This is a genomic window from Streptococcus cristatus (assembly GCF_019685515.1).
GTDB lineage: Bacteria > Bacillota > Bacilli > Lactobacillales > Streptococcaceae > Streptococcus.
In genome coordinates this window covers 719,237-744,790 of the sequence record NZ_JABFFN010000001.1, presented here as the reverse complement: position 1 = coordinate 744,790, position 25,554 = coordinate 719,237, and the positions used below count along the sequence as shown (strand labels likewise).

At 41.9% G+C, this 25,554-nt stretch carries 31 protein-coding genes and 1 other annotated feature; of the genes, 1 reads left to right on the top strand and 30 read right to left on the bottom strand.

Annotated elements, in window-relative coordinates; all coding sequences use genetic code 11:
• Nucleotides 1–30: 30 nt before the first annotated feature.
• The 18 genes from FOA33_RS03640 to FOA33_RS03555 form a co-directional block, all read right to left on the bottom strand.
• Nucleotides 31–471 (bottom strand): ASCH domain-containing protein, encoded by a 441-nt coding sequence (locus FOA33_RS03640; protein ID WP_221160678.1) that lies wholly within the window; start codon nucleotides 469–471, stop codon nucleotides 31–33.
• Nucleotides 472–604: 133 nt separating this feature from the next.
• Entirely contained in the window at nucleotides 605–979 is a 375-nt protein-coding gene (locus tag FOA33_RS03635; protein WP_259664468.1) for a DUF6707 family protein, read from the bottom strand.
• Between the two features lie 33 nt (nucleotides 980–1,012).
• Nucleotides 1,013–1,315 carry a hypothetical protein gene (locus tag FOA33_RS03630; protein WP_002877185.1) on the bottom strand — a complete coding sequence of 101 codons (303 nt, stop codon included), beginning with the start codon at nucleotides 1,313–1,315 and terminating at the stop codon, nucleotides 1,013–1,015.
• A gap of 33 nt (nucleotides 1,316–1,348) precedes the next feature.
• A complete protein-coding gene (locus FOA33_RS03625) occupies nucleotides 1,349–1,849 on the bottom strand; it encodes an NUDIX hydrolase (protein WP_000403327.1) in 501 nt (166 codons plus the stop codon).
• A gap of 10 nt (nucleotides 1,850–1,859) precedes the next feature.
• A complete protein-coding gene (locus FOA33_RS03620; RefSeq protein ID WP_221160677.1) occupies nucleotides 1,860–2,558 on the bottom strand; it encodes a 3-oxoacyl-ACP reductase in 699 nt (232 codons plus the stop codon).
• Nucleotides 2,551–2,787 (bottom strand): DUF2829 domain-containing protein, encoded by a 237-nt coding sequence (locus tag FOA33_RS03615; RefSeq protein ID WP_000141913.1) that lies wholly within the window; start codon nucleotides 2,785–2,787, stop codon nucleotides 2,551–2,553. The genes FOA33_RS03620 and FOA33_RS03615 overlap by 8 nt, the downstream gene beginning before the upstream one ends.
• Before the next feature lie 112 nt (nucleotides 2,788–2,899).
• Nucleotides 2,900–3,715, bottom strand: coding sequence for an EbhA (locus tag FOA33_RS03610; protein WP_221160676.1), 816 nt, complete (start codon nucleotides 3,713–3,715; stop codon nucleotides 2,900–2,902).
• 114 nt (nucleotides 3,716–3,829) lie between these two features.
• Entirely contained in the window at nucleotides 3,830–4,888 is a 1,059-nt protein-coding gene (locus tag FOA33_RS03605; RefSeq protein ID WP_221160675.1) for a DNA/RNA non-specific endonuclease, read from the bottom strand.
• A gap of 171 nt (nucleotides 4,889–5,059) precedes the next feature.
• Nucleotides 5,060–7,312 (bottom strand): glucosaminidase domain-containing protein, encoded by a 2,253-nt coding sequence (locus FOA33_RS03600; RefSeq protein ID WP_221160674.1) that lies wholly within the window; start codon nucleotides 7,310–7,312, stop codon nucleotides 5,060–5,062.
• Nucleotides 7,313–7,422: 110 nt separating this feature from the next.
• Nucleotides 7,423–8,409: a dihydroorotate dehydrogenase gene (locus FOA33_RS03595; RefSeq protein ID WP_221160673.1), complete on the bottom strand. Its 987-nt coding sequence runs from the start codon at nucleotides 8,407–8,409 to the stop codon at nucleotides 7,423–7,425.
• Nucleotides 8,372–9,172, bottom strand: coding sequence for a dihydroorotate dehydrogenase electron transfer subunit (locus FOA33_RS03590; protein WP_221160672.1), 801 nt, complete (start codon nucleotides 9,170–9,172; stop codon nucleotides 8,372–8,374). Before FOA33_RS03590 ends, FOA33_RS03595 begins: the two co-directional genes overlap by 38 nt.
• A gap of 247 nt (nucleotides 9,173–9,419) precedes the next feature.
• A complete protein-coding gene (gene gloA / locus FOA33_RS03585) occupies nucleotides 9,420–9,800 on the bottom strand; it encodes a lactoylglutathione lyase (protein ID WP_221160671.1) in 381 nt (126 codons plus the stop codon).
• Nucleotides 9,801–9,857: 57 nt separating this feature from the next.
• Nucleotides 9,858–10,217 carry a 50S ribosomal protein L20 gene (gene rplT / locus FOA33_RS03580; protein WP_000124830.1) on the bottom strand — a complete coding sequence of 120 codons (360 nt, stop codon included), beginning with the start codon at nucleotides 10,215–10,217 and terminating at the stop codon, nucleotides 9,858–9,860.
• Nucleotides 10,218–10,268: 51 nt separating this feature from the next.
• Complete coding sequence (gene rpmI / locus FOA33_RS03575; RefSeq protein WP_001125942.1) at nucleotides 10,269–10,469, bottom strand: 50S ribosomal protein L35; 201 nt, start codon at nucleotides 10,467–10,469, stop codon at nucleotides 10,269–10,271.
• 32 nt (nucleotides 10,470–10,501) lie between these two features.
• Nucleotides 10,502–11,032: a translation initiation factor IF-3 gene (gene infC, locus FOA33_RS03570; RefSeq protein ID WP_000848184.1), complete on the bottom strand. Its 531-nt coding sequence runs from the start codon at nucleotides 11,030–11,032 to the stop codon at nucleotides 10,502–10,504.
• A 15-nt stretch (nucleotides 11,033–11,047) separates the two neighbouring features.
• Nucleotides 11,048–11,179, bottom strand: a sequence feature (ribosomal protein L20 leader region).
• 72 nt (nucleotides 11,180–11,251) lie between these two features.
• The gene (locus FOA33_RS03565) at nucleotides 11,252–13,492 is read right to left on the bottom strand and encodes a DNA internalization-related competence protein ComEC/Rec2 (RefSeq protein ID WP_221160670.1); all 2,241 of its coding nucleotides are present in this window, start codon (nucleotides 13,490–13,492) and stop codon (nucleotides 11,252–11,254) included.
• Nucleotides 13,476–14,126, bottom strand: a complete 651-nt coding sequence (locus tag FOA33_RS03560) for a helix-hairpin-helix domain-containing protein (RefSeq protein ID WP_221160669.1) — start codon at nucleotides 14,124–14,126, stop codon at nucleotides 13,476–13,478. Before FOA33_RS03560 ends, FOA33_RS03565 begins: the two co-directional genes overlap by 17 nt.
• A 66-nt stretch (nucleotides 14,127–14,192) precedes the next feature.
• Complete coding sequence (locus tag FOA33_RS03555; protein ID WP_221160668.1) at nucleotides 14,193–14,762, bottom strand: GNAT family N-acetyltransferase; 570 nt, start codon at nucleotides 14,760–14,762, stop codon at nucleotides 14,193–14,195.
• Between the two features lie 177 nt (nucleotides 14,763–14,939).
• On the opposite strand from FOA33_RS03555, the gene ald reads away from it, so the two are divergent.
• Nucleotides 14,940–16,052, top strand: a complete 1,113-nt coding sequence (gene ald / locus FOA33_RS03550; RefSeq protein WP_221160667.1) for an alanine dehydrogenase — start codon at nucleotides 14,940–14,942, stop codon at nucleotides 16,050–16,052.
• 50 nt (nucleotides 16,053–16,102) lie between these two features.
• Here ald and FOA33_RS03545 read toward each other — a convergent pair whose 3' ends face one another.
• From FOA33_RS03545 to proC, 12 genes are all read right to left on the bottom strand, one after another.
• Nucleotides 16,103–17,089: a PhoH family protein gene (locus tag FOA33_RS03545; protein ID WP_221160666.1), complete on the bottom strand. Its 987-nt coding sequence runs from the start codon at nucleotides 17,087–17,089 to the stop codon at nucleotides 16,103–16,105.
• 80 nt (nucleotides 17,090–17,169) lie between these two features.
• Nucleotides 17,170–17,385 (bottom strand): YozE family protein, encoded by a 216-nt coding sequence (locus FOA33_RS03540; RefSeq protein WP_001232084.1) that lies wholly within the window; start codon nucleotides 17,383–17,385, stop codon nucleotides 17,170–17,172.
• Entirely contained in the window at nucleotides 17,382–17,987 is a 606-nt protein-coding gene (locus FOA33_RS03535; protein WP_221160665.1) for a GrpB family protein, read from the bottom strand. The genes FOA33_RS03540 and FOA33_RS03535 overlap by 4 nt, the downstream gene beginning before the upstream one ends.
• An 11-nt stretch (nucleotides 17,988–17,998) precedes the next feature.
• Nucleotides 17,999–18,853 carry an RNA-binding virulence regulatory protein CvfB gene (gene cvfB, locus FOA33_RS03530; protein WP_221160664.1) on the bottom strand — a complete coding sequence of 285 codons (855 nt, stop codon included), beginning with the start codon at nucleotides 18,851–18,853 and terminating at the stop codon, nucleotides 17,999–18,001.
• A 59-nt stretch (nucleotides 18,854–18,912) separates the two neighbouring features.
• Nucleotides 18,913–19,470, bottom strand: coding sequence for a ribosome recycling factor (frr, locus tag FOA33_RS03525; protein WP_001262235.1), 558 nt, complete (start codon nucleotides 19,468–19,470; stop codon nucleotides 18,913–18,915).
• 7 nt (nucleotides 19,471–19,477) lie between these two features.
• Complete coding sequence (gene pyrH, locus FOA33_RS03520) at nucleotides 19,478–20,215, bottom strand: UMP kinase (protein ID WP_000002996.1); 738 nt, start codon at nucleotides 20,213–20,215, stop codon at nucleotides 19,478–19,480.
• A gap of 83 nt (nucleotides 20,216–20,298) precedes the next feature.
• Nucleotides 20,299–21,633 (bottom strand): methylenetetrahydrofolate--tRNA-(uracil(54)-C(5))-methyltransferase (FADH(2)-oxidizing) TrmFO, encoded by a 1,335-nt coding sequence (gene trmFO, locus FOA33_RS03515; RefSeq protein WP_221160663.1) that lies wholly within the window; start codon nucleotides 21,631–21,633, stop codon nucleotides 20,299–20,301.
• Between the two features lie 133 nt (nucleotides 21,634–21,766).
• Nucleotides 21,767–22,645: a 16S rRNA (cytidine(1402)-2'-O)-methyltransferase gene (rsmI, locus tag FOA33_RS03510; RefSeq protein WP_221160662.1), complete on the bottom strand. Its 879-nt coding sequence runs from the start codon at nucleotides 22,643–22,645 to the stop codon at nucleotides 21,767–21,769.
• Between the two features lie 2 nt (nucleotides 22,646–22,647).
• Nucleotides 22,648–22,965, bottom strand: a complete 318-nt coding sequence (gene yabA / locus FOA33_RS03505) for a DNA replication initiation control protein YabA (protein WP_000358227.1) — start codon at nucleotides 22,963–22,965, stop codon at nucleotides 22,648–22,650.
• 145 nt (nucleotides 22,966–23,110) lie between these two features.
• Nucleotides 23,111–24,001 carry a DNA polymerase III subunit delta' gene (locus tag FOA33_RS03500; RefSeq protein ID WP_221160661.1) on the bottom strand — a complete coding sequence of 297 codons (891 nt, stop codon included), beginning with the start codon at nucleotides 23,999–24,001 and terminating at the stop codon, nucleotides 23,111–23,113.
• Nucleotides 23,998–24,636, bottom strand: coding sequence for a dTMP kinase (gene tmk, locus FOA33_RS03495; protein WP_221160660.1), 639 nt, complete (start codon nucleotides 24,634–24,636; stop codon nucleotides 23,998–24,000). The genes FOA33_RS03500 and tmk overlap by 4 nt, the downstream gene beginning before the upstream one ends.
• 120 nt (nucleotides 24,637–24,756) lie before the next feature.
• Nucleotides 24,757–25,554 carry a pyrroline-5-carboxylate reductase gene (gene proC, locus FOA33_RS03490; protein ID WP_221160659.1) on the bottom strand — a complete coding sequence of 266 codons (798 nt, stop codon included), beginning with the start codon at nucleotides 25,552–25,554 and terminating at the stop codon, nucleotides 24,757–24,759.

Sequence of the window (25,554 nt, the reverse complement as noted above, 5' to 3'; positions counted from 1 at the left end):
GATTTCCAAAACTTTCTTCCTTCTATCTGTCTACAGAGGGTAGACCTTGCGAAATTCTTCCAAAACGACCTTGCTGTCAGGTGTAAAAGTCAAGCCCGCTTCCCTCATCCACTCGGTGAAAAAGTCCTCATGAACCTGGCGCCAATAGGCTAGGGATTTATCACCTTCCCCTTCCTTAAAAGCATGTTCAGCAGAAACTTGATTGAAAGGCTGAACGGACACCTTGGTAATTTCGACAATGCAGACAGCCTGATTTTGACTGTCTAAAATGACATCGAAGGTTCCTTCTTGTGGAAGAGGTTCGTCTTCTAGTGCGTAGAGGTCGTAGACTGAGGCGGTTGCTGTCTTTTCGCCTCTTAGAACCAAGTCGGCCAAGAGATCTGCTTCCACTCCAAAAGCCCAGGCATCTATCTCATCTCCAACCGAGGGGTTAATTTGCTTATAGGCATTCCACATTTCTTGCGGTGTCATGGGTACTCCTGTTCATTTACTTTTTTATTTAAAGGGATAGAGTTGCTTAAATCCATTTATTAAGATATAGTCACGAAGAATTAAAATCGTGCTTTGAATCTCATTATTAACTAAGTCCCGCTCGATTTCCAATTCATTGGATCAAAAAACGTTTGTGTACCTTTCTTTTCCCAAATACACTCGCTTCATCACCATAATTTAATGCATAGAAAATCCTATCTCTTACTTGTGTTAGATATTTTTCTTCATCTATCAGAATAGCCAGTAAAGCAGAATTTTGCACAGGTTCCCAATAGCGATAATCACCGTCAAAGTCAACTTGAACCATTTTATCAATCATTGACTGAGCTAAAGCAGTATTATCGGACAGATACAAGATATAACTTAAGCGATTGAGAACATGCATAGCATCCATCTGAGTTTTCTTATTCTTTTTGGGGACCAGGTTTAAATACGATACTAACTCAGCATCATTTTCAACCTCTTCGATTAGTTCTTTAACATTCATGTATCTACTCCTTTTAATACTTACAATAAGCCTTTACTCTATCCCATCATCTTTATTATATTCTATCATGCAGTTGACTGCATATTCTCCCCATTCCCAAAAGTCATTAAACTCTTCCCGTTGCTCCCAGCCTTCTGCAGCAAAGTCATGAATGAGTTGAACCCTATTGCTCTTTCCTATTTCAAAACAAGCTGTATCATCACAATCTCCTCTTTTAGCGAATGGAATCAACTTTCTTGTTGGGTACCTTTCCTGCAAGCCCTTGTACAGAGATAACGCCCATTCTGAATCTAAAAAATACCAAATATCAAAATCAACTAAATTGAGTTCTACCATTTTTTAAATGATTCAGGATACTGAAATATACTTTCATCCATTGAATAATTTTTCATCTCTCACCTTCCAATTCATATACAAGGTCTTGTCCAGCTCTGGAAATCCTAGTAACTCTGTCTTAGCCTTCAAAACTAATGGCGATGCATTTTCTTCTGTGATTTTCTGAATATCCATCCAAATATATCCGAGTGAATCATTCGCACCATCAGAGACAGCTTCCGAAATCGTAACCTGAGGTGCACTCTCATTCATTTCAACATCATACAAGGCCATGACATGGTGAACCATAAAATTTTTTAACTCTTCCCTGACGAAAACATCGTAGATTCGAGGATTGGAGTAGCTTCTAACAGTAAATCCTGTCTCTTCCATAACTTCTCTAATCAGCGTTTCCGTCAGTCCTTCACCAAGTTGCTGACTACCACCAGGTAGATCATAACGATGTTGATAAGGGCCTCTCGTTTTTTCAATGCAGAGTAACTTCCCGTTTTCAAAGCAAACAGCATAGACTCCAAAGTGTTTTTTGATTTCCATCTAACTCCTCCTACTTCAAAGACCAACCACCATCAATCGTGAGGATTTGCCCTTGCATGGCGCTCGCTTTTCCACTTGCTAAGAAAAGGCTAAGGTCTGCTACTTCCTCTGGCTCAATCCAGCGCTTGATTGGCGTTTCATTAGCCACCCAGTCAGCCAATCCACCTGGTTCAAAGTCCGCCGCAGTCATGCCAGTCTTGACAGCACCTGGAGCGATTCCAAAGACCTGAATTCCAGCTTCAGCATAGTCTAGGGCCAACTGCTTGGTAAAGCCAGCTAAGGCATGCTTAGACGAGGTATAGGCGTGACCACCTCCGCCAGCTAGGCTTGAAGCAATCGAACACATATTGATAATAATTCCTTTTTTATTTTCCAGCATTTGCGTCAAATAATAGCGAGTCAACTCAACAGGAGTCACGTAGTTGATTTCAAAAATCTCATGAATTTCCTGGGATGATTGTTCCAAAAGCGGTTTATAATCATCCAAAACTCCAGCAGTATTACACAAAACATCCACCTGAGGACACCAGTCAAAAATTGGCTCCAAGTCCAAGGTTAAATCCCTCTGTAAAAAGTGGAAATCACCCTGCAATTGGGGATTTTCACCTTGGTCAACTCCATAAACTTGATAACCCTTCTCTAAAAAGAGGCGAGCTTGAGCAAGTCCGATACCTGAGCTCACTCCCGTAATCAATACACGTCTAGTCATGCACTTCTACCCAATCCGTCGCCAAAACATCACAAGGTGTCGGGCTCCACATGGAAAAACCTTCCCCTTCTCCAGACACGTTGATTAGGAAATAAGGCGTCACTTCAAGTGCAACCCCATTTTGCTCGATGGTGTCAAAAAGCTGCACATAGTTTTCAGCCCCTCCCCAACCAGTTCGTACATATTTTTTCTTAGCCTTTAATCCAGGCAGGATTTCTTCAAATGTCATGATGTTCTCCTTTAATGCTACATTATTAATTTAATTATAACAAAAAACCGTTTTCCAACGGTTTTTTGACTGTATCTTAGTGCAATAAAATAAATAACTATCCAATTTTTTATTATTTCAGTTCAATTAATTTATTGTAGATTTTCTCAGTCAGTTCTTTCTGTTGCGTTCCTGTTAAATAGTGTGAAGTACGAATTAAAACAGTTCCATAAACATAGTGGGATCCCGGATTTAAAGCAGTTCCATCAAAAGCACTAATATAAGTATTGCGCTTTTCTGCATCTTCTTTTGTCTTATAAACCTCTATATTTCCACCAGCATCATTACCTTTTTGAACAATATCTGAGCCATCTACAGACTCAGTCACTTGCTTGTCAACAAAATATACAGACGCTGTATACCCACCTTGTTTATTTAGTTTTTTATTAGGGTCATTATCCTCCGTAACCGATTGTACTCCCGTAATTGATTCAATTTCTTTAAGCCTTTCTTCAATAAAAGAACTTGAAGGATTTGTAATTTGTTTTAATTGAAGAATGCTATTTTGATAATGAGTCTGTTTGTCAGATAAATTCTTTTTTGTTTCACTATAATCTAATGGTTGACTTAATTCTTCAATTTGCTTCTCAATCTTAGCAGTCGCTTTCTCTATTTCTGGTACTTTACGAAGTGAATCTTTGCTATCCTTTATAGTTGATTTCAATTCTTCCAATGTCTTAGAATCAAGAGGTTCTTCATCATTATCAACAACCTTTTCAGCCTCAGCTATTTGATCTTCAACTTCTTTATTTTTTTCATTTAAATCCTTTACTACATCTTCAAACTTAGTTACAGCAGCTTGATGTGGCGCATAGGACAAGAAATAGTAGCCCAGGCCAGAAATTCCTATGATGAGACACATTGACAATATCATTATTTTTCTCTTCATTTCAATCTCCAAAAAGTATTTAATATCTTCATAATTTTACTATAATACATCAAAACAAGCAACAAAAAAACCGTTTTCCAACGGCTTTTTGACTGTATATCTACTAAATTCTTACTACCACTGCAATCCGGCTTCTCTGATTTCTTTCTTGGAAGCGAATTTACCATTTGGTCTGTGCCATCTTCCGTTTACATCTCTAAAGTAGCCACCTGAATTTGTTGAGTGCGAGTTTGATTCCTGACTTTCTTCCTTTTCTTGTGCAGCCTGACGTGCTTTTTCTTCTTCTTCCTCTTTCGCTTTCTTTTCAGCTGCTTCTTTTTCTTCAGCCTCTTTCTTGGCTTTTTCCTCAGCCTCTTTCTTGGCTTTTTCCTCAGCCTCTTTCTTGGCTTTTTCTTTTTCTTCTTTTATCTTTGCATCTTCAACTGTATTTTTAGCAGTACCATCCAAATAATTGATTTCCGCATTAGCTGAAACATTGTCTAAAACGACATGCGTCACAGAATACTGATCAACCTTTTCCTTACTACCACCCAACTTGATCTCCAAGAGTTTGCCGTTTTCATCTATTCCCACATACTGCAACTCAATCTGTCTCGGGATCAATTCGTCCTTTTGATAGATTGGGGTCACCTTGTAGTCTAAATAATAGTTTGGGTGATTGGCCAACCAAGAGTCCAATCGATTTTCATAGTAAAGCATGCTACTTTGGTTTTGATCATCTGTTCCAGAATAATTTCCAGCATTGAGCCAATTAGTCATAGAGACCAAGTTTTTCTTTTCATCATTCAATCCACTAAATTGGTACCTGATCAGATGGCCTCGACTCATCAGCCAAGCTTCTTTTTTACCATCACCATAAAAGAATTTATAGTTGTGCCATCCAACTGGATCATAAGTCAACTTAGGTTCTCTCTTCTCAGTTGACTCATCGCTGTCCTTGAGTTGAATATGAGCACCCGTCGCGCGTGATTTAGAATCCAATTCACCAAGTTCTAACTGCTTTTCATTTTTAAAAGGCAAGAGTCCAGCTTCTTTAAACAACTTCTCATCGAACTTGATTTGCTTCTGTTCAATTTTTTCTTCTGGAACCTTTGATTCTACCTTATGTCCAGAACAAGCAACTAGTGTTGTGAGCGAAAGCAAGGCAATTGAGAAGGATAGTAGCTTTTTCATAAAAATTTCCTTTATTTTTATATAGTGATTAGATTAATATCTCCTATTTCATTCTACTATCATTTTGTTAATTATTCAAGACTAAAGAGAATGTTATCATACTATTCCTCCTCCAATAACTAAAACAAAAACGATAACCACTTTTCAGTAGTTACCGTCGAGTTCTTTTGATTAGTCTTTCCCACCAAGTTTACTGTTGATGGTCATCATGATGCTGGCTATTTTCTCACCCCAGTATGGATCGGAAGCATAGCGAACATTCATTCCTGTTGCCTTGTTTCCAAGGTGGTCTCTGCCGTAGTCAATGTAATTCTCACGAATCCACTTGGCCGCTCCGAGAATCCCTTTGTCCACATCATCAAAGCTCTTAGCTGAAAGATATGGGCTAGTATCATAAGCCGCAATACCAAAGAAGTTGTTCTTATCTCTGGCAATTTGACTGCGTCCCCACGCACTTTCAAGAGCGCTATGAGCCATCAAGTAAAGGGCATTGACACCATAGCGTTCCTCAGCTTCTTTGAAAGTCGCTCCTTTACCCGCAAGAGGACTGTCCTGCAAGTTCATCATCGAATACAGTTTATCCAATTCAGCTGCACTATAATTACTTGGTTCTCTCAAGTTTTTATAGAGGAAAGGATTTTTAATGGTAAAGCCGTCAAAATGCTCACCATCAGTTGAGTAGTACTTCTTACCAATAACCATAGCAGATGTGTGTGGAGCTACTTTGATACTCGTGTAAGGAGAGAGTTCATGGTAGAGGAATTTCCCATCACTAGTATAATGAGGGATAAACTCGCTTCCTTCATCCACTGCTGTCAAATCACTTTGATTCATATAGCCAGATAAGCCAGAAATCGAAACTGCAAGTCGGCCACCTTTTCGCGTCGAGCTATCCAGTGAAACGATGCTTCCCTGATTAATGTAACTCAAGATATCTCCAGATGCACTGTAGACATAGGCTGTGATTGGTTTAACTTTGTAATATTTGGTTTTATCCGCAACATGCCATTTACCTGAGGCATCCAAGGTATGACCATCTACAGTCTCGTTTTTTGCCATGTAACCGCCTGATTTAAGGTAGTACCATGATTGGTCGGATGAATCGTAGATTAATTCTTTCTCAGCCATCTTCCCATTTGACTTGAGGTAGAACCAATTGTTCTTGTACCACACCCACTCACTTGCAGCCATATAACCGCCTGATTTGAGATAGTAGTAACCATTATCCCATATCCATTCTTTATTGGCATAATTTCCATCAGAGTTGATATAGAACCATGAGTTATAATTCTTGTCAAAGAGCCAACCTTTACCAGCTTTTGCTCCACTACTCGTCACATAACTGCGGTCAATCCAAGTTTCTGTGGAGAGGTAGCCACCGGATTTGAAATGGTAATCCTTACCTTTGATGATTTGCCAACCTTTTTCAGCATAGGTTCCGTCAGCTTTCAAGTAAAACCATGAGTTATAATTCTTGTCAAAGAGCCATTCCGATTTCAGTTTAGCTCCACTCTTAGCAACATAGAAGCGGTCAATCCAACGTTCAGTAGAAAGATAGCCTCCAAATTTGAAATGGTAATCTTTACCTTTAATCGTTTCCCAGCCTTTTTCGGCATAGCTACCATCAGCTTTCAAGTAAAACCAAGAATCATAATTCTTATCAAAGAGCCATTCCGATTTCAATTTAGCTCCACTTTTAGCAACATAGAAGCGGTCAATCCAACGTTCAGTAGAAAGATAACCGCCTGATTTGAAATGGTAGTCCTTCCCATCTATGGTTTGCCAGCCATTTTCAGCATAGGTACCATCTTGTTGAATGTAGAACCAACTGCTATAGTTATCATCATAAATCCAACCTTGTTTGACCTTATTACCATTTTCTGACAAATAGTTCTTACCAAGCCAAGTACTTTTCAGCATTTTACCTTGTGAATTGATGTAGTATTGGTTCTCACCTTGAGTGATCCATTCATCTTTGGCCATCTTGCCATCTTCTTTAAGGTAATATTTTTCCTGACCTTGTTGAATCCACTCATTTTGAGCTTTTTGACCATCAGACTTGAGATAATACCAGGATTGTTTTTCTTGGTCAAACACCCATTGATTCTTGACCCTAGCACCACTTTCAGCCACATAGTACTGGTTAATCCAAGCTTTTGTGGCTAATTTCCCGGTCTCGTTAAAATAGTAATCCTTACCACCAACAGTCAGCCAGCCGTTTTCTGCACGTTGTCCATCAGCCTTAAGATAAAACCAATTCTGATACGTTTGGTCAAAGATCCATTGGTTGGTTACTGGTTTTCCATCGGCTTTGAGGTAGGTCTTTCCTTGCCAAGTTCCCTCTTCTGCTTTCGCTGTCTCCACTACAGTAAAAAAACACCCCAATAAGCCAGCACTTACTAGGGCCACTTTCCATCGTTTCATTTAAATGCTCCAATAACGTTTTCTGAACCCTATTGTAACATAGTTAACCGACGGAAATATTACAAATTGATGAAGATTCTATTTCTTGTTGACAATAAGGAAGACCTAGTTTATCCCAGACTGGCTTTGACTTCCTTACGGAGATCTTCCAAACTGCTAATGCCATATTTGTCCATGACTTTTGGTAAATTTTCGATGATATCAGGACAGGCATAAGGATTGGTAAAGTTGGCTGTTCCAACTCCGATGGCAGACGCTCCAGCCAGATACATTTCTAGTGTAGCTTCTGCCGAATCCACTCCTCCCATTCCAATGATGGGCAGGTCTGTTGTTTGGGCTACTTGTCGGATGAGTTTGAGGGCTACTGGAAAAACTGCCGGGCCAGACATTCCACCTGTTCCATTGGCCAAGATTGGTTTGCGAGTTTTGAGGTTAAAGCGCATACCGACTAGAGTATTGATCATGGTTAAGCCACTTGCTCCTGCATCTTCTGCGGCTTTAGCAATAGTGACAACATCCGTTACACTAGGAGTTAACTTAACATAAACTGGCACATCAGAGGCTTCCACAGCCGCTTTTACCACTTCATAAGCCAAGTCAGGATCTTGCCCAATCAGAAGTCCATGATTGCCGTGATCTACATTCGGACAGGAGATATTAAGCTCGATAGCTTTTACATTTGCTGCCTTGGAAATTCCTCGAGAAACGGCAGCGTACTCTTGTTTTGAAAAGCCAGCTACATTAGCGATGATAGGAAGATTTGGATATTCTCTTTCCAACCAAGGAAGTTTTTCAGCCAAAACAGCTTCTAAACCAGGATTTTGTAAACCGATTGCATTGAGCATACCAGCAGGTGTCTCAGCTACTCTCGGAGTAGGATTGCCAAAACGGGGTTCAAGTGTCGTCGCCTTGATCATAATGGAGCCTAAAAGGTCTAAATCATAGTACTTGGCATACTCTTGACCAAAACCAAAACAGCCTGATGCTGGTATAATTGGATTTTTCAAATCCAAACCAGGGAGAGAAACTTGTAAACGATTTTTAGTCATAATTTTCTCCTTATAATACAACTGTTCCTGTGCGGAAAACAGGGCCATCTTCACAGACGCGTTGACTGACAGTCTCACTATCTGGCACTTTTAGAACGCAGGCATAGCAAGCCCCCATCCCACAAGCCATACGAGATTCCAGAGATAGGTAGGCTCTTGGGTGGTCATAAAAGGTTTGATTGATGTACTTCATCATTCCAGGTGCCCCACATGAGTAAACAGCCTCAAATTGACTGTCTAAGTCATTGATAACAACAGAAACATTTCCCTTGATGCTATAAGAACCATCATCTGTCGTTACAAATACCTGACCATATTGGGCCAATTCGGTTTCGAGAATAACAGCATCCTTAGTCGCAAAACCGAGGACTGTCACTACTGTCACCCCACGCGCATGCAATTCCTTAGCCACCTCAAGCAAGGGTGGAACTCCAATCCCCCCACCAACGAGGAGAACTTGGCTCTGATCGTCTAAATCAGACAAGTCAAAACCATTTCCCTGAGGCCCCATCACATCAAGAGTATCTCCCTGACTTAAAGTTGAAAAAATAGCTGTCCCAGCCCCCTCAATCCGATAAATGAGGTGACACTGCTTGTTTGCCTTGTCAATAGACGAAATTGAAATAGGGCGGCGCAAGAGATGGGCGTCATCAGGCACTCGCAGATGAAGAAATTGGCCCGCTCGCATAGATTCAACCATTTCTCCTTCTAGGACTAATTCAAAGATTGCTGGCGCAATTTCCTCCTGTGCAACCACCTTCATGGTTTCCAAACGAATGGCACCCAAGCGCTTCTTACATGTGGGATTCATGATTCTTCCTCCTTAAATTTTAAGGGGACCAGATAAAAAAAAGACCTTGCTAATGCAAGGCCTCAGTTGGGTTAGGCTAGAACTCATGCGCACACTTAAAAAATCCGCACAGAGATTCCCCTAGTCCTTTTATCTGACACCTTGTGAGTCTCTCTGGACTCCCCTTAAAGGTTAAATTTGTATTAGTATACCCTTTCAAAGAAAAAAAGTCAAGTAGAAAACGAACATTCTACTTGACCTCACTGGATTATTTTTCACGAATGACTTCGACCTTGTAGCCATCAGGATCCTTGACAAAGTAATAGTTTGGTTGAGTTCCTGGAAGTCCATTAGGGGCTGTCACCTCATAGCCTTTAGCGCTATGTTCTTGATGTAGGGTCTCAAGGTCAGGTGTGCTAAGAGCGATATGGGCAAAGCCATCTCCCACCACGTAAGGACCGTGATCGTAGTTATAGGTCAACTCCAACTCGTAGTCATCCCCCTCAAGTCCTAGATAGACAATCGTGAAGGCATGATCTGGAAAATCTCTGCGACGCAATTCTTTAAATCCAAAAGCATCTTGATAAAATGCGATTGATTTTTCAAGGTTTTCTACTCGCAAGCAAGTGTGTAACATTTTTGAAGCCATATATTCTCCTTTATTTTTAAAAAGACTGGGACAATCCTGTTCCAGTCTTATCAATTATTATTTACCAAGTTTTGCTTTAGCTGCATCTGCAAGAGCTGTGAAAGCTGCTGCATCGTTAACAGCCAAGTCAGCAAGCATTTTACGGTTAACTTCGATCTCAGCCAATTTCAAACCATGCATCAATTGTGAGTATGAAAGTCCGTTCAAACGAGCTGCCGCGTTGATACGAGTGATCCACAATTTGCGGAAGTCACGTTTTTTCTGACGACGGTCACGGTATGCATAGTAGTAAGAGTTCATTACTTGTTCTTTTGCAGTACGGAACAAGATATGTTTAGCTCCATAGTAACCTTTTGCTAATTTAAGAATACGTTTACGACGTTTGCGTGATACAACGCCACCTTTAACACGTGCCATGTTTTATTTCCTCCAAATATTTCCTAGAATTGTTTACTTACTGTCAGGCTATTATTTCAAGCGAGTAAGCATTGCTTTGATACGTTTGAAATCTCCTGAATGCACCATAGATGCTTTACGAAGATGACGACGTTGTTTCTTAGTTTTTCCGTGGAAACGGTGAGAAGTGTAAGCACGGAAACGTTTAAGTCCACCAGAACCTGTACGTTTGAAACGTTTAGCTGATGCGCGGTGTGTTTTTTGTTTTGGCATGATTTTTTCTCCTTTATTTAACTTTCTGACAATTATTTTTTGTCAGTTGCTGGCGCCAACTGCATGAACATTTGGCGTCCATCCATCTTAGCTCGTTGTTCGATGATCGCAATATCTTGTGTTGCTTCAGCAAACTCAGCTAAAACTTTTGCACCAATCTCTTTATGGGTGATCATACGCCCTTTAAAGCGAATAGATACCTTAACTTTATTTCCTTTTTCAAGGAACTTGCGTGCATTGCGAAGTTTTGTGTCAAAGTCACCCTTGTCGATAGTTGGACTCAGACGAACTTCTTTCACAGTAACAACACTTTGTTTTTTACGTTGTTCTTTTTGCTTTTTCTGATACTCAAATTTGAACTTACCGTAGTCCATAATCTTAGCAACAGGCGGTTTTGCTTGGGGTTGAATCAATACTAAGTCAACATTTGCACTATCAGCCAATGCTTGCGCTTCGCTGAGTGGCTTGATGCCTAGCTGTTCTCCCTCAAGACCGATCAAGCGAACTTCACGTACACGAATTTCATCATTGATGAATAAGTCTTGCTTTGCTATGGTTTTCACCTCTTTTTTATTATTAGAGAAAAACAATAGCGGACTCGTAATGATACAAGCCCGCACGTTATGATAGCGTTTCTTAGAAACTTTTCATCCGTAGGGCCAGGCAACTTGATGTCACAAGGCGAGAAGCTCTCACTTCTGCTTTTCTCAACTTTTATATGATACCAAGTTTTCTATTCCTTGTCAAGATAAAAAGTCAATTTTTTAAAAACTTTGTCTATCTTATCGAACCGTTTCAATTCGCCAACTATTCCATCCTTTAAAGCGGATAGCTCCTTGCTGGTCAGTTCGGTAAATCTTACTCTTGATACTTTCCAGTCGTGTCAAGGTTTCCTGATGGGGGAGTTTCGCACGATTGTTTTTTCCAACTGAAATGAGAGTAATCTCTGGTTTGAGTTTTTCGAGGAAAACTGGATTTGATGAGGTTTTAGCGCCATGTTGGCTTGCTTTCAAGACATCCACCTCTAGGTCAGAATAATGCTTCAGCAAGTCCTTCTCTCCCTTCTCTTTCAAATTTCCTGTGAAGAGAAAGTGCTTATCCAAGAGTCTCCCATAAAGAACCAGGGAACCATCACGATCCCCATCTCCAATCTGCCTTGGAGATAGGACTTCTAACTGACTTCCAAAAATCGGTAAATTCTCCCCAGCTGCCACACTACATACCTTGTTTTGACTTGCTTCTAGTTCCGCTACAAATTCCTTCTGTGTCAGACTTCCTTTTGATACTAAAATCTCTCCGACATGGAAAGCCTTTGTTACTTCTAGCAAATCGCCAATATGCTCCTTATCTGTATTTGTCAAAATCAGCTGGTCAATCTTGTCTACTCCACGACTTTTAAGATAGGGAATCAAGGTTCGCTGGGCATTGCTGGTTGTCGACTTTTGCTGCCAAGCTTGGATTTTTTTGTCGGATTCTGCCTTTCCTCCTACATCTATGAGTATGGTTTTACCAGTTACATCCCTTAGAAAAATGCTTTCTCCCTGCCCTACATCCAGCATGGTAATTTCATTTTCCAGCGGATGCTTGGTCAAGAAAAAGAGTCCTACGATAAAGAGACTGAATCCTACTACCCTTTTGATGTTTTTCCTAAAATCATACAGTATTGCCAAGGAAATTAACAGTAGAATCAACAGCCATGCGTTGGGTTGACCAAAGACCAGGGGCCTACTTGCCAGCTGCGATACCAAGCGAATGATGCTCTCCAACCATTCAAAGGCAAGGTTAAGCTGAGTGACTGGGTAAACAAAAGACAGGATGAATAAGATGGACAAAAGTGGTAAGAATACCAAGTCAAACAGAAAGGAAAAGACAAAGGTCAAAAGGATAGACCAAGGCTGAAATTCTGCAAAATAGAAGGATAGAATGGGTAATATGCCCAAAGAAATGACCAGACTTTCTCTAGCAACAGCCTTGAGCCCCTCCCCTTCTTTGCTTGTCATGGTCAATATAAAAGCGTAGGCACAGGACAAGACCCCTCCTACTGTCAGGAAAAAGTTGGGCATGATGATAAAGAGGACAAGGACCGTCAAGGCAAAATTGTCCAAACCCTTAACACCATGTTGGGCTAGTAACTTTTGCAAGAGACTACGAATGACTGAAGCTGAAAATCCTGTCAGACCTGCATAGACAAGGGAAAAAGGATAAGTCAGCCACTTCAACTTTTCTGGAGTCAAGCCCAAACGCAAGAGGAGTTTCTTAAAGGCATCCATAAAGAAGCCTACCTGCATACCCGACAAGGCAAAGAGATGGATAATTCCAAGACTGGAATAGAGCTCATTAATCTCCTCAAAGTCCGTGTCCAAATGTCCCAGCAAGAGCCCTGTCATATAGTTGCGCATAGGGTCTGGAAAGTGCGTCTTGATCCAAACTACAGCCTTTCGACGTAAACTAGACAGATTTTTTCCTATATCCCAACTTTTAACCTGTTTAATTGACTGGATACTCTTGATAGTCAATGTCTGGTAAATCCCCTGAGTCTTCAGGTAGGCTTGGTAGTCAAAGCCACCAAAATTTCTCTGCCCTTCGGGTTCCGAAAGTTTTCCTTCTAGTTCAATCTCATGAAGGTCTGTTAAGGCCTGAAATTGCTCTTTCTCCTCCTCAGACTGGAGTTTATAGTAAACTTGGAAGGTACGGCCGTCAGCCTTGCCCCGAAAGGACAGACTATCTCCATTGACTTTTATAGTATCTGGCAAAATCCGTACCCTCTCAACAGAATCCACTAGGTTTTGACTAGCTTGTGTCTGTTGCCAGTTTTGAAACAAAAACCAAAATCCAAAAATCCCACAAATCGCTAGAACTTTACCAGCCGATTTCCAAGAAAATTGGAAAAAGAGACAGACGAGCAAAAAAACAAAACCTAGCAGTGCGAGATAGGACGCTCCTAAAATGACATAGTAAAGCCAGAGTAACAGAAAACTCAGATAGATTAGGGGGATAGGAAAATTCTTAATCCACTGTGACATAGTCTTTTAGCTTTTCTATGGTCTTAGCGCCAATACCAGAGACCTTCTTTAATTCATCAACTGACTTGAATTTGCCATTTGTCTCACGATGATCGATAATATCCTGGGCTCGTTTTCCTCCCAAGCCTTTGACCTGCTTGAGTTCTTCCAGACTAGCTTTATTGAGGTTGACCTTCTTTTCTTTACTTGTCGAAGGAATCGTTCCAGAGGCAGCCTGCTGACTAGCTGCTTCTTCTCCCTTAGTTGGAACATAGACAAGAGCCTCGTCACTGACTTTCTGTGCTAGATTGAGCGACTTGCTATCTGCCTCCTCTGTCAAGCCACCTGCCTTCTGAACGGCATCATGAACCCGACTTCCTACTGGCAAATCATAAATCCCTGGCGATTTAACAGCACCTTTGACATCAACTGTGATTAGATCTTGTTCAAGAGTCTCTTCCTTTTCTTCCTTATTCACTTCTTTTTCAGACGATGAATCCTTTGAAACGGCTGCGACTTCAGTCTGCAAATTTGTTTCTGTGACAGATGTCTGTGTAGTTGGCTTTAGTAGGAAAAATGCGCCCAAGGCCAAGCCTAAAACAGAGCAGATGACAATGATTTTATACTCTTTGATTTTCTCTATAATTGCTTCCATATTTTCTCCTCTCTTAGATTATTCGCAAGAGAAATAAAAAACAGTCGAAAATTTCTTTTCAACTGCTTATTTATTTGCAAAATAGTCTTCCTTATTCAAGACATAATGAACTCTTGTGATCATTCGACCTGGTTCTTTATTATCCATTCTGGCATAGGGTTCTTCGTGGGAAAAACGCATACCTGACTTCTCCATGACCTTTCCTGATGCGGGATTGTCCTTATCGTGAAGAGCGGTCAACTTGTTCATTCCAATCTTCTCAAAAGCCAGTTCAATCACGGCACGATTGGCTTCTGTCGTCAATCCTTGATTCCAATATTTTTTATTGATAATGTAGCCAATAGCTGCTTTTTTGAGAATGTGGTCAATCTTGTGCAAATCAATGGTTCCGATAAACTGGTCAGTGCTTTTTAGTTCGATTCCCCACCGTCCCAAGGGATTAGCCAAGTAAAACTGAGCAATGTTATTCTTAGTTTCTTCTAAGCTTTGATTTGTTGGAAAAGTGTAGCGTGTATTTTCTCTGTCTGAGGCATACTCAAACATAGCTTCTGCATCGTCCAAGGTTACAGGTCGGAGCAACAAACGCTCCGTTTCTATTGATGGATACTGGGCAAATTTCACAAATATTGATTCCATACTTTTCCCTCCATTAGAGCTTGATTCTCACTAGTCTAGCATAAATAAATTTGGATGACAAGTTTTTCTTGATTTTTGAAGCGGTTTCATATACAATAAAACCATCACATTTTTTGATTTATGAACTGGAATGTGACAACTAAAACAAGACCGTCAATAGAAAGGTAGGTTATCTCTATGTTAATCGGAATCCCAAAAGAAATTAAAAATAATGAAAACCGTGTTGCCCTCACTCCTGCTGGCGTCCACAGTTTAGTCAGTCGTGGACATCGCGTCCTCATCGAAACAAATGCTGGTCTCGGTTCAGGATTTACTGATGCAGACTATCAAAAGCAAGGAGCTGAGATTGTCGCTACTGCTGGTGAAGCTTGGGCAGCAGAGTTAGTCGTGAAAGTAAAAGAACCACTAGCTTCTGAATATGGTTATTTGCGCGACGATCTTCTCCTCTTCACCTACTTGCACATGGCCGCTGCTCCAGAATTAGCAGATGCTATGTTAGCAGCAAAAACAACAGGAATTGCCTATGAAACTGTTCGTGATAATCAAGGACAACTACCACTCCTCGTTCCTATGAGTGAGGTTGCTGGTCGTATGGCTGTTCAAATCGGAGCCCACTTCCTTACTAAGCAAGCTGGTGGTTCTGGTGTCCTACTAGGTGGTGTACCAGGTGTTCCAAAAGGAAAAGTAACCATCATCGGTGGTGGTGTCGTCGGTACACATGCTGCCCGCATCGCCCTTGGTCTTGGTGCTCAAGTGACTATTTTAGATATCAGTGCGAAGCGTCTCTCAGTTCTAGAAGAAGTCTTTGGGAATCAAATCCAAACTCTTATGTCTAATTCTTTCAATATCGAAGCAAGTGTGAGAGATGCTGATGTGGTGATTGGTGCAGTTCTCATCCCTGGTGCCAAAGCACCAAAATTGGTGACAGATGAGATGGTCAAACAAATGCGTCCAGGCTCTGTCATCGTTGACGTTGCCGTTGACCAAGGTGGCGTTATCGAGACAGCTGACCGTGTGACAACGCACGATGAACCTGTCTATGAAAAATACGGGGTTCTCCACTATGCCGTTGCCAATATCCCTGGTGCAGTTGCTCGTACCTCTACTATCGCCCTAACCAATGTCACTCTTCCTTATATCGAAGCTCTGGCTGGCAAAGGATTCGCACAAGCAATTGCTGAAGATGAAGGCTTGCGTCAAGGTGTGACCACTTATCAAGGTTACTTGACCAGCCTCCCAGTTGCTCAAGGTCTCGATAAAGATCACACGTCAATCGACGAACTTGTTTAAAGTTATACACTCATTAAAAAAGAGCAGTTCAAATCTGAACTGCTCTTTTGCTATTCTGTTTCTTGGTTCTTTTCTTCAACCTTAACTGGAGCCGGTTCATAAGCTCGGATAATCTGAGCGACAACTGGATGGCGAACCACATCCTTGGCTGAAAAATGAACAAAGTCGATTTGGTGAATGTTCTTGAGCTTTTCTTGAGCATCAATCAAACCGGACTTAACATTACGTGGTAGGTCAATCTGGCTGATATCTCCATTGACAATCATCTTAGAATTAAAGCCTAAACGAGTCAGGAACATCTTCATCTGCATGATGGTCGTATTTTGTGCTTCATCGAGAATGACAAAGGCATCATCCAAGGTCCTCCCACGCATGTAGGCAAGAGGCGCTATTTCAATAATTTCACGCTCCATGAGACGGGTCGTTTGGTCTTTCCCGAGAATCTGATACAAGGCATCATAAACTGGTCGAAGATAAGGATCGACCTTCTCCTTAAGATCACCCGGAAGAAATCCTAGACTCTCGCCTGCTTCCACTGCCGGACGAGTGAGGATAATCCTCTTGACTTGCCCACGTTTAAGGGCAGTTACTGCCAAGGTCACTGCAAGAAAGGTCTTCCCTGTCCCTGCTGGTCCGATTCCAAAGGTCACATCATGCTGTTTGACACTGTCCACATAAAGTTTTTGACCTAAGGTTTTGACACGAATCGGTTTCCCAGTATTGTCCTTGATAATTTCTTCTTCGTAAAGGGCGACAAACTTGTCGATTTCATCGTTTTTGACCATGCCAATCGCAGTGACCACATCTGGTGTGCCGACTGTCATTCCACGATTTACCAAGACCATCAAAGCCTGAATAACCTGACGGGCTTCCTCACAGGCAGACTCTTCTCCGATAACCTGCACAATCTCCGTACGAGCATGAATCACCACATCGAGCTCTTCTTCCATCAAACGAAGATGGCGCTCATTGGAACCAAAAAGATGGAACAAGTCATCTGGATGACTCAGTTGAATGTCTATTGAATGTTCCTTCAAATAAAGAACCTCTCTAATCCGTTTATTTCTTTTTATTATAGCAAAGAGAACAATAAAATACTAGCCTCATCTCATTGTCTCTAGTGTTCTAAGTATTCTTGCCAGATGGCGTCAAAATCTCCTAGGTTAAAAGAGAAGCTGGCATGCTCCTCCAAAAAGCGACTCACCTCATCAAAATCATCCGTGTGTTTTGGAAAAGCTGACTCCTCAAAAGCGAGATCTGCCAAGATGGCTTTTGGGCTATTACTTTTAGGATTGCGCTCGGTCATGAGCCAAGTGTAAAATGATTTTCTCAATTCTTTCTCCTATCAAGATTTTTTTGATGACACTTTTCTGATTCTTGAAAATTACTGGACTTAGTCTCTGAAACGTAGTGGTTTATAAAATCCGTTTTCGCATTTGTATAGGCGTCTCGATTGTGTTCAAATTGTTTCCACAAACTGAGTTTTAATTCCTGATACGCTTGGGCAATATCTGGGTGCTGGCAGAGATAATCTCTAAAATAAATCTCGTCATGATCTCCCGTCATTCGCAAATGTAAATGAAAAACTTTCTCAGCAAATCCCTGCTCTGTATATCCTTTATTTAGCGAAATCCTGTTAGGACTCTCCGACATCACTAGCCACCCATTCTTCACCAATAAATCCCTAACTCTTGCTAAATCCTCTTTTCTACCTACTTCTAACAGAATATCAACGATATTTTTAGCCCAAATATTAGGGATAGCAGTGCTACCGATATGTTCTATTCTTTGAATAACATTTGCACCCAATATTTTTTTCAGACTTGTTTTTTCCGATTCATACCAGTCTTTCCACTCTGACTTGTGCTCTACTAGAAAAATAGGAAAAAGTTGCCAGAGTTCCTCTAAACTCATTTCTTCAAGTTTCTTTTTCATGTCTATAAGACCTAAATCAACTCTGTCCCAAACTGGTCCTGCTTGATTTTGCCAGCCTTCATCAAGCCTCCGAGTGCTTTCTTAAACTGACCTTTAGAGATACCAAAGGTTGCTTTGATGTCCTCAGGAGATGACTTATCATTCAAGGTCATGAAACCGCCATTGCTTTCCAAGTAGGTCAAAATCATCTGAGCATCATTTTCCAACATTTCAAAGGAACGTGGTTTGAGGGATAGGTTCAAGGTACGGTCCACTTCACGGAAACCGATAACACGCGCATCTAACACTTGCCCCAAACGTGGCTCTGCGTAGCGCTCGCTAGGATGGATAAAACCAAGCATGTTATTCTCTGGCAGATAGACAAAGGTCCCTGACAGCTTGAGGCGGTAAACAATGGCTGGCCAGTTTTGGTTCTGCATGTTGTTGTAAGCAGGACGAGCCAGGCGTTGGAAATCTTCCTGATAAGCCAAAAGTCCCCAGATTCGGTCTTTCTTGTCCACTTCAAGACGGATGTAGAGTTTGTCACCTTTCTTAGGCCAGAGTTCCTTGAGCTCAGGGAGGATATCGAGTGACACAACGATTTCTTTATCAGGTAGACCGGTATCGACAAAGACACCCAAGTCCTTACGAACTTCTGTTACCGTTCCCCAACCAAATTGGTCCTGAGTGGCAGTCACTTCTAGAGTAGTCAAGCGGAGTTTTTGCTTCATATCCGTGTAGGCAAAACCTTTGACCGAATCCCCTACCGTATGCTGACCTTCTTCCTTGGCAAGGGCATAGGTCTGACCATCCTTTTGCACAAAGTAAAAACGGTCATTTTCATCGATGATGAGTCCAACGATAAAACTTGCAAGATTTGTATTCATATTTCCTTCTTTCGAATAAAACTCAGCCAGCAATGCCAACTGAGTTTTTCTGTTTATTTTTAGACTTCCAAGATTTCTTTTTCTTTATTGGCAGTCATGTCGTCGATGTGTTTCACAGCGTCGTCTGTTACTTTTTGAATATCTTTTTCAAGAGTCTTCAATTCGTCTTCAGTGATTTCTTTTGCTTTTTCTTGCTTTTTAGCTTCGTCCATAGCGTCGCGGCGGATATTGCGGACAGCCACTTTAGCATTTTCACCGACCTTCTTCACTTCTTTGGCAAGGTCACGACGAGTTTCTTCTGTAAGAGCTGGGATAACCAAACGAATCACAGAACCGTCGTTAGCTGGTGTGATACCAAGATCAGAAGCGTTCAAGGCACGTTCGATGTCTTTCAATGAAGACTTGTCAAATGGTGTTACCAACAAAACACGCGCTTCTGGAATGGTAATTGAAGCGATTTGGTTAAGAGGAGTTTCGACTCCATAGTATTCTACGTGGATACGGTCTAGCAAGCTTGCGTTGGCACGACCGGCACGGATACCACCAAATTCACGAGCAAGTGATTGGTGAGACTGGGTCATTCTCTCTTTAGCTTTTTCTACAATTGCGTTAGCCATAATTTTCTTATTCCTTTTCTTCGATATTGTTTGAAACTGTTGTTCCGATATTTTCACCAAATACAACACGTTTGATGTTGCCTGGTTGGTTCATGTTAAAGACAACCAAGTCAATGTCGTTGTCCATAGAGAGGGTTGAAGCAGTTGAGTCCATGATACGAAGACCTTTATTGATAACATCACGGTGGGTCAATTCTTCAAACTTAACAGCTGTCTTGTCTTTCTTAGGATCGGCATTGTAAACACCGTCTACGCCATTTTTAGCCATAAGGATGGCATCCGCTTCGATTTCAGCTGCACGAAGGGCTGCTGTTGTATCTGTTGAGAAGTAAGGTGAACCAATTCCAGCACCAAAGATAACAATACGGCCTTTTTCAAGGTGGCGAAGAGCACGTCCACGTACATAAGGTTCTGCCACTTGTTGCATCGCAATGGCTGTTTGTACACGCGTATCGACACCAACTTGTTGCAATGAATCTGCCATCACAAGAGCATTCATCACGGTCCCAAGCATTCCAGTGTAATCTGCCTGAACGCGATCCATGCCAGCTTCTGCAGCAGGTTCTCCGCGCCAGAGATTTCCTCCACCAATAACAAGGGCAATTTCGATACCTAAGCTATGAACTTCTTGAATCTCTTTTGCGATTGTTTGAACTGTTTGGATATCAATCCCTACGCCACGTTCACCGGCAAGGGCTTCACCTGATAACTTGATTAAAATACGTTTATACTTGGGATTCGCCATTTTTACTCTCCTTTTTTTATCCTACCTATTTTATCACAATTTCTAAGATTTTTATAGTATCATGAGCAATTCTTTCAAAAAAATTAAACCGTTAAAAATTCCTCTAAGTCGGTAAGAGCACGCTCTGCAATTTTTTCATAACGAGCTTTTTTATCACGGATACGCTCGCCTTCCAATTCCTTGATAATCCCAAAATTGACATTCATTGGTTGGAAATGTTTGCTATCAGCGTGAGTGATGTAATGAGCTAGACTTCCAATCGCTGTGGTCTCTGGGAAGATAGCCTCACTTTCACCCTTGAAGAGTCGAGCCGCGTTAATACCTGCAACCAAGCCTGAAGCTGCTGACTCAACATAGCCTTCCACACCCGTCATTTGACCAGCAAAGAAGAGGTTGGGTTGTTTCTTAGAACGGTAAGTCTGTTCAAGAAGATTTGGTGAATCCATGTAAGAATTGCGGTGCATGACCCCATAACGGACAAACTCAGCATTTTCAAGACCTGGAATCATTTGGAAGACACGCTTTTGTTCTCCCCATTTGAGGTGGGTTTGGAAACCAACGATATTGTAGAGGCTACCAGCCGCATTATCCTGACGAAGTTGGACAACCGCATACGGTGTTTTGAACTCCCCGTCACGAGGGCCTGTGTAGTCGTCTGGATACTCCAAACCGACTGGCTTCATCGGACCATAAAGCATGGTTTTAATGCCACGCTTGGCCATGACTTCGATAGGCATACATCCTTCAAAGTACTTTTCTTTTTCAAAAGAATTCAGCGGTGCTTCTTCCGCATTAATCAAGGCTTCATGGAAATCCATAAATTCTTGCTTGGTCATAGGGGCATTGAGGTAGGCCGCCTCTCCCTTGTCATAACGAGATTTGAGATAGACCTTGCTCATATCAATAGTGTTGACATCGATAATGGGCGCTGCCGCATCGTAGAAATAGAAGCCATTGCCACCATTAAGGGCATGAATCTTTTCAGCTAGGGCATCACTGGTCAAAGGACCAGTAGCGACAACCGTAATAACATCTGTCGGCAATTCTGTAATTTCATCACGCACCACCTCAATCAAGGGATGGTTAGCTACTTTTTCGGTTACCATTTGAGAGAAACCATCACGATCCACCGCAAGGGCACCACCAGCAGGAACACGGGTTGCTTCAGCAGATTCCAAGATGACCGAACCCAAGCGACGCATTTCTTCCTTGAGGAGCCCAACAGCATTTGTCAGGGCATCCCCACGAAGAGAATTGGAACAAACCAACTCAGCAAAATTGTCTGTTTTGTGCTGAGGTGTTGACTTGACACCACGCATTTCATAGAGTTTAACTGGAATACCACGCTCTGCGATTTGGTAGGCAGCTTCAGCCCCCGCTAAACCTGCTCCGATAACATTGATATAAGATTGAGACACGACACTAATACCTCTTTGGGTGGAAACTAAGTCCAAATAAAAACAAGCTACTAGACTGTTTGGCACCCACAAATCTTTCTAATTTTTCTTTTACTAGTATAACAAAAAAAGGGAAGAAGGCAAACTTCCCTGTTTAGTCATTTTCTGGATTTTCTTCCCAATCGTGATAGGCAGCGTAGAGCTGGCTTTTATTCCACTGGTAGAGTTTTGCAACTTCCTTAATGGCTTGATTTTTCTTCATGCCTTTCTGAATACGGGATTGGATTTCTAAAAACAAGTCCTCCTCGTCTTTTTCTTCCACATCCTGACTGGCACCTTCAACGATGAGGAGACACTCGCCCTTGAGTGGCGTTTCAGCAATACTTTCTAGTAGCTCTGAAATCTTTCCTCGTTGGTATTCTTCATAGATTTTAGTCAATTCCCTGACTAAAACCACAGAGCGGTCACCGTAAACTGCCAGCATATTTTCCAATGTATCTGCCACACGATGGGGCGATTCATAGAAAATCTGAGTTTCAGGATAGTCTTTTTTCGAGTCAAAAAATTGCTTCTGCTGGCCTGATTTTCTCGGTAAAAAGCCGTAAAAGATATGTGGCTGTGGCGCTAGGCCACTGGCAATCAAGGCAGAAATCCCTGCAGAGGCACCCGGAACTGTGACAACTGCAATCTCTTCCTCAATGGCTGCCTTAACCAAATCATGACCAGGGTCCGAAATGCTAGGCAGACCCGCGTCGGATACCTGAGCAATACTTTGCCCTGCTTTCAGAAAACTAATCAAGTCAGGAATCTTTTCCTTGGCATTGTGCTCGTGAAAACTGATCTGCTTAGTGGAAATATCAAAATGCTTGAGCAAAAGCCCTGTATTGCGCGTGTCCTCAGCCGCAATCCAGTCCACCTCTTTCAAGGTCTGAATGGCACGAAAGGTCATATCGTCTAGATTGCCAATCGGCGTTGCTACTAGGTAAAGCTTGCCATAGGGAAACTGCCCCTTAAAACTTTTTTGAATCTGCATGCCTACTCCCTGTACAACAACTCATCACAGAACATACATTCCTCGTCCTGCTCGCGACGTTGTCCATAAAAATCATTACATACATGAAATCCGTCTTTATAGATCCTACGGACACTTTCACGAACATGCTTGGCCTTGACAGGAGCATCTGCTTCCACCTCACCCAAGCGTTCGCGCAACTTACTATTTTCCAAACGAAGAGCTGTATTTTCCTCTACCAGACTCTTGAGATTTTTCTTGATGGCTTCCACATCAGCCAAGGTCACCAATAACTGTTGAGAAAAATCGTCTAGCGCATCAAATAATTCTTTTTTGTCCATAAACCAGCCCTTTCCTTTCTATATCGTTCATTTTTAATACTCAATGAAAATCAAAGAGCAAACTAGGAAACTAGCCGCAGGCTGTACTTGAGTACGGCAAGGCGACGTTGACGTGGTTTGAATTTGATTTTCGAAGAGTATGAGTTTATATTTCTTTCAAGACCAGATATTCCATGGCATTTTGAAAGCTGACATTGGCTTCCCACATCTTTCTAGCTTCTAGTAAATCTTGTAAAATCTGACGAATCCCTGCTTGCAAGAGTTCCTGTCCACAGAGGACTTCGAGGATTCGCAAGACCTGATCTTGTTTTTCCTTGTCATCTGCCAAGCTGGCTAATTTAGCAACTTGCAGATAACTTTCTTTTTTCTTAGCTAATAACCAGGTCAGCAGGCGTTCGCTCTCATCGACCAAGGTCCAAAAACTTGCCTGGTTTGCCAGTTTTTCTGCTTCAGCACGCGATTGACAAAACTGGGCTAAGAGAGTTGCTTTTTTCTTGACTAGACCTGCTTGCTCTAATTGATAAATGAGTTTTTCTTCTTGCTTTTTAAAATGGAAAATCTGGGTCCGACTCCGGATAGTTGGCAACATCTTTTCCTCATCACTAGTTAAGAAGAAAATGTAAACTTCACTCTGAGGTTCTTCGATGACCTTGAGCAGAGAGTTAGCTGCGTTGGGATGCATTTTTTCGGCCTGCTCGATAATAAAAACCTGCTGCTGACTTTCAATCCCTGCTTGGGAAAACTGTCCTACCAATTCCCGAATGCGTTCTGTTTTGATGACCTGATTGACTGGCTTAATCAAAGTAACATCGGGAAACTCTTCCTGTTCAATCAGCTTGCAGTTTCGACATTTTTCACATGGCAAAACGCCTACTTTATCCGTACAAAAGAGGCTCTTAGCCAAAAACTGCGCCATTTCCAAGCTTCCAAAGAAGCCCGAAAAGAGATAGGCGTGATTGAGCTGGTCTTGTTCTAGGATACGGACAAAGCGGTCAAACTGGTCTGGCTGCCAAGCCTTTAGTTGTTCTTGTTTCATTTAGCCAAGCCCATTCTGTCAAATAAGACAGCCTTGGTAGTTTCCACAACTTGCTCCAAAGGAAGACTCGCATCAATCTTGACAATGCGATTTCCTTCTTTGTCCAGAAGAGAAAGGTAACCTTGACGAACTTTCTTGTGCAAGTCCAAACCTTCCATGTCCAAACGATTGACCTCGCGGTCACTATTAGCAGCAATGCGAGCCAGTCCTTCTTCCACCTTAATGTCAAAATAAAGTGTCAAATCAGGTTTAAGGCCATCTGTCGCAAAGTGATTGAGCCAATCAATGGCATCAATATCCAGGCCACGGCCAAATCCCTGATAAGCTACGGAACTATCGATAAAGCGGTCCATAATGACCAACTTACCAGCTTCAAGAGCAGGCAGAACTTTTTCCACCAAGTGCTGTCTGCGACTGGCGATATAGAGAAGAAGCTCTGTTTTAGGATCCATCTGAGTATGACTTGGATCCAAAATCACTTGACGAATTTTCTCCCCAATCAAGACTCCGCCAGGTTCACGGGTCGTCAGCACCTCTACTCCTTTTTCCTCTAAAATTGGGAGCAGAGCCTCTAAAACACTGGTCTTTCCTGCTCCCTCTGGTCCCTCAAGAGAGACTAAAAATCCTTTTGACATGTCTAACTCATTTCTTTTTTTCTACCTTCTATTCTATCAAAAAAATAGGTTTTTGTGACAATCTTTTTGTGTCTTCTCCATTCAATTGACCATAAAAGAGGCTGGGAGTCATCCAACCTCTTATTTACCTAGTTCTTGTGTTCGTTTATAGGCTTGATGAACTGCGTCCATGACTGTGCCTCTAAATGCATGTTCTTCCAGACTTGCTACACCAGCGATAGTCGAACCTCCTGGGCTGCAAACTTGGTCTTTCAATACTCCAGGATGTTGTTGACTTTCGAGGACCATTTGTCCAGCTCCGACTACTGTTTGGGCTGCCATTTTCAAAGCCATTTCTCTTGGCAATCCTATCTGTACACCCGCATCTGCCAAAGCCTCGATAAAGAGATAGACAAAAGCTGGTCCACAGCCTGCGAGGCCTGTCGCAGCATCGATTAAGCCATCCCCCAGTTCAACCAATAGACCAGCATTGGCTAAAAGCTGACAAAAGAGTTCACTGTCCTCAGCACGACAGTTTACTGACATGGCATAACTAATCACTCCTTGTCCGATAGCCACTGGTGTATTAGGCATGATGCGAACAATCCGGTGTTGACTTGGAAGAAGTCTAGCCAGTTTTTCTAAGGTCAATCCAGCCGCCATTGAAATCAAAAGAAGACTCTCTCTTTTTTCAAGGATGGTCTGATATTGAGCAAGCAGTTCAGAAAACTGAGCAGGCTTAACACCTAGAAAAATCACATCTGCTTCTGCGAATATTTCGTCATTGCTGGAAGCCTGACCTCCAAAGTTGGCAATGAAAGCATCTACTTTCGCTTGACTACGATTGGCAAGGAGAATCTGAGCACCCGTCTTGGCCTGCAAGACAGCCTTGGCCAAGCTAGAACCCATATTCCCCAAACCGATAAATCCAATCTTCAT

Excerpts from the sequence above, each read along its gene's own strand:
- FOA33_RS03640 (WP_221160678.1), bottom strand. The coding sequence starts at position 471 with ATGACACCGCAAGAAATGTGGAATGCCTATAAGCAAATTAACCCCTCG.
- FOA33_RS03635 (WP_259664468.1), bottom strand. The coding sequence starts at position 979 with ATGAATGTTAAAGAACTAATCGAAGAGGTTGAAAATGATGCTGAGTTA.
- FOA33_RS03630 (WP_002877185.1), bottom strand. The coding sequence starts at position 1,315 with ATGGTAGAACTCAATTTAGTTGATTTTGATATTTGGTATTTTTTAGAT.
- FOA33_RS03625 (WP_000403327.1), bottom strand. The coding sequence starts at position 1,849 with ATGGAAATCAAAAAACACTTTGGAGTCTATGCTGTTTGCTTTGAAAAC.
- FOA33_RS03620 (WP_221160677.1), bottom strand. The coding sequence starts at position 2,558 with ATGACTAGACGTGTATTGATTACGGGAGTGAGCTCAGGTATCGGACTT.
- FOA33_RS03615 (WP_000141913.1), bottom strand. The coding sequence starts at position 2,787 with ATGACATTTGAAGAAATCCTGCCTGGATTAAAGGCTAAGAAAAAATAT.
- FOA33_RS03610 (WP_221160676.1), bottom strand. The coding sequence starts at position 3,715 with ATGAAGAGAAAAATAATGATATTGTCAATGTGTCTCATCATAGGAATT.
- FOA33_RS03605 (WP_221160675.1), bottom strand. The coding sequence starts at position 4,888 with ATGAAAAAGCTACTATCCTTCTCAATTGCCTTGCTTTCGCTCACAACA.
- FOA33_RS03600 (WP_221160674.1), bottom strand. The coding sequence starts at position 7,312 with ATGAAACGATGGAAAGTGGCCCTAGTAAGTGCTGGCTTATTGGGGTGT.
- FOA33_RS03595 (WP_221160673.1), bottom strand. The coding sequence starts at position 8,409 with ATGGCCCTGTTTTCCGCACAGGAACAGTTGTATTATAAGGAGAAAATT.
- FOA33_RS03590 (WP_221160672.1), bottom strand. The coding sequence starts at position 9,172 with ATGAATCCCACATGTAAGAAGCGCTTGGGTGCCATTCGTTTGGAAACC.
- gloA (WP_221160671.1), bottom strand. The coding sequence starts at position 9,800 with ATGGCTTCAAAAATGTTACACACTTGCTTGCGAGTAGAAAACCTTGAA.
- rplT (WP_000124830.1), bottom strand. The coding sequence starts at position 10,217 with ATGGCACGTGTTAAAGGTGGCGTTGTATCACGCAAACGTCGTAAACGT.
- rpmI (WP_001125942.1), bottom strand. The coding sequence starts at position 10,469 with ATGCCAAAACAAAAAACACACCGCGCATCAGCTAAACGTTTCAAACGT.
- FOA33_RS03565 (WP_221160670.1), bottom strand. The coding sequence starts at position 13,492 with ATGTCACAGTGGATTAAGAATTTTCCTATCCCCCTAATCTATCTGAGT.
- FOA33_RS03560 (WP_221160669.1), bottom strand. The coding sequence starts at position 14,126 with ATGGAAGCAATTATAGAGAAAATCAAAGAGTATAAAATCATTGTCATC.
- FOA33_RS03555 (WP_221160668.1), bottom strand. The coding sequence starts at position 14,762 with ATGGAATCAATATTTGTGAAATTTGCCCAGTATCCATCAATAGAAACG.
- ald (WP_221160667.1), top strand. The coding sequence starts at position 14,940 with ATGTTAATCGGAATCCCAAAAGAAATTAAAAATAATGAAAACCGTGTT.
- FOA33_RS03535 (WP_221160665.1), bottom strand. The coding sequence starts at position 17,987 with ATGAAAAAGAAACTTGAAGAAATGAGTTTAGAGGAACTCTGGCAACTT.
- cvfB (WP_221160664.1), bottom strand. The coding sequence starts at position 18,853 with ATGAATACAAATCTTGCAAGTTTTATCGTTGGACTCATCATCGATGAA.
- frr (WP_001262235.1), bottom strand. The coding sequence starts at position 19,470 with ATGGCTAACGCAATTGTAGAAAAAGCTAAAGAGAGAATGACCCAGTCT.
- pyrH (WP_000002996.1), bottom strand. The coding sequence starts at position 20,215 with ATGGCGAATCCCAAGTATAAACGTATTTTAATCAAGTTATCAGGTGAA.
- rsmI (WP_221160662.1), bottom strand. The coding sequence starts at position 22,645 with ATGCAGATTCAAAAAAGTTTTAAGGGGCAGTTTCCCTATGGCAAGCTT.
- yabA (WP_000358227.1), bottom strand. The coding sequence starts at position 22,965 with ATGGACAAAAAAGAATTATTTGATGCGCTAGACGATTTTTCTCAACAG.
- FOA33_RS03500 (WP_221160661.1), bottom strand. The coding sequence starts at position 24,001 with ATGAAACAAGAACAACTAAAGGCTTGGCAGCCAGACCAGTTTGACCGC.
- tmk (WP_221160660.1), bottom strand. The coding sequence starts at position 24,636 with ATGTCAAAAGGATTTTTAGTCTCTCTTGAGGGACCAGAGGGAGCAGGA.
- proC (WP_221160659.1), bottom strand. The coding sequence starts at position 25,554 with ATGAAGATTGGATTTATCGGTTTGGGGAATATGGGTTCTAGCTTGGCC.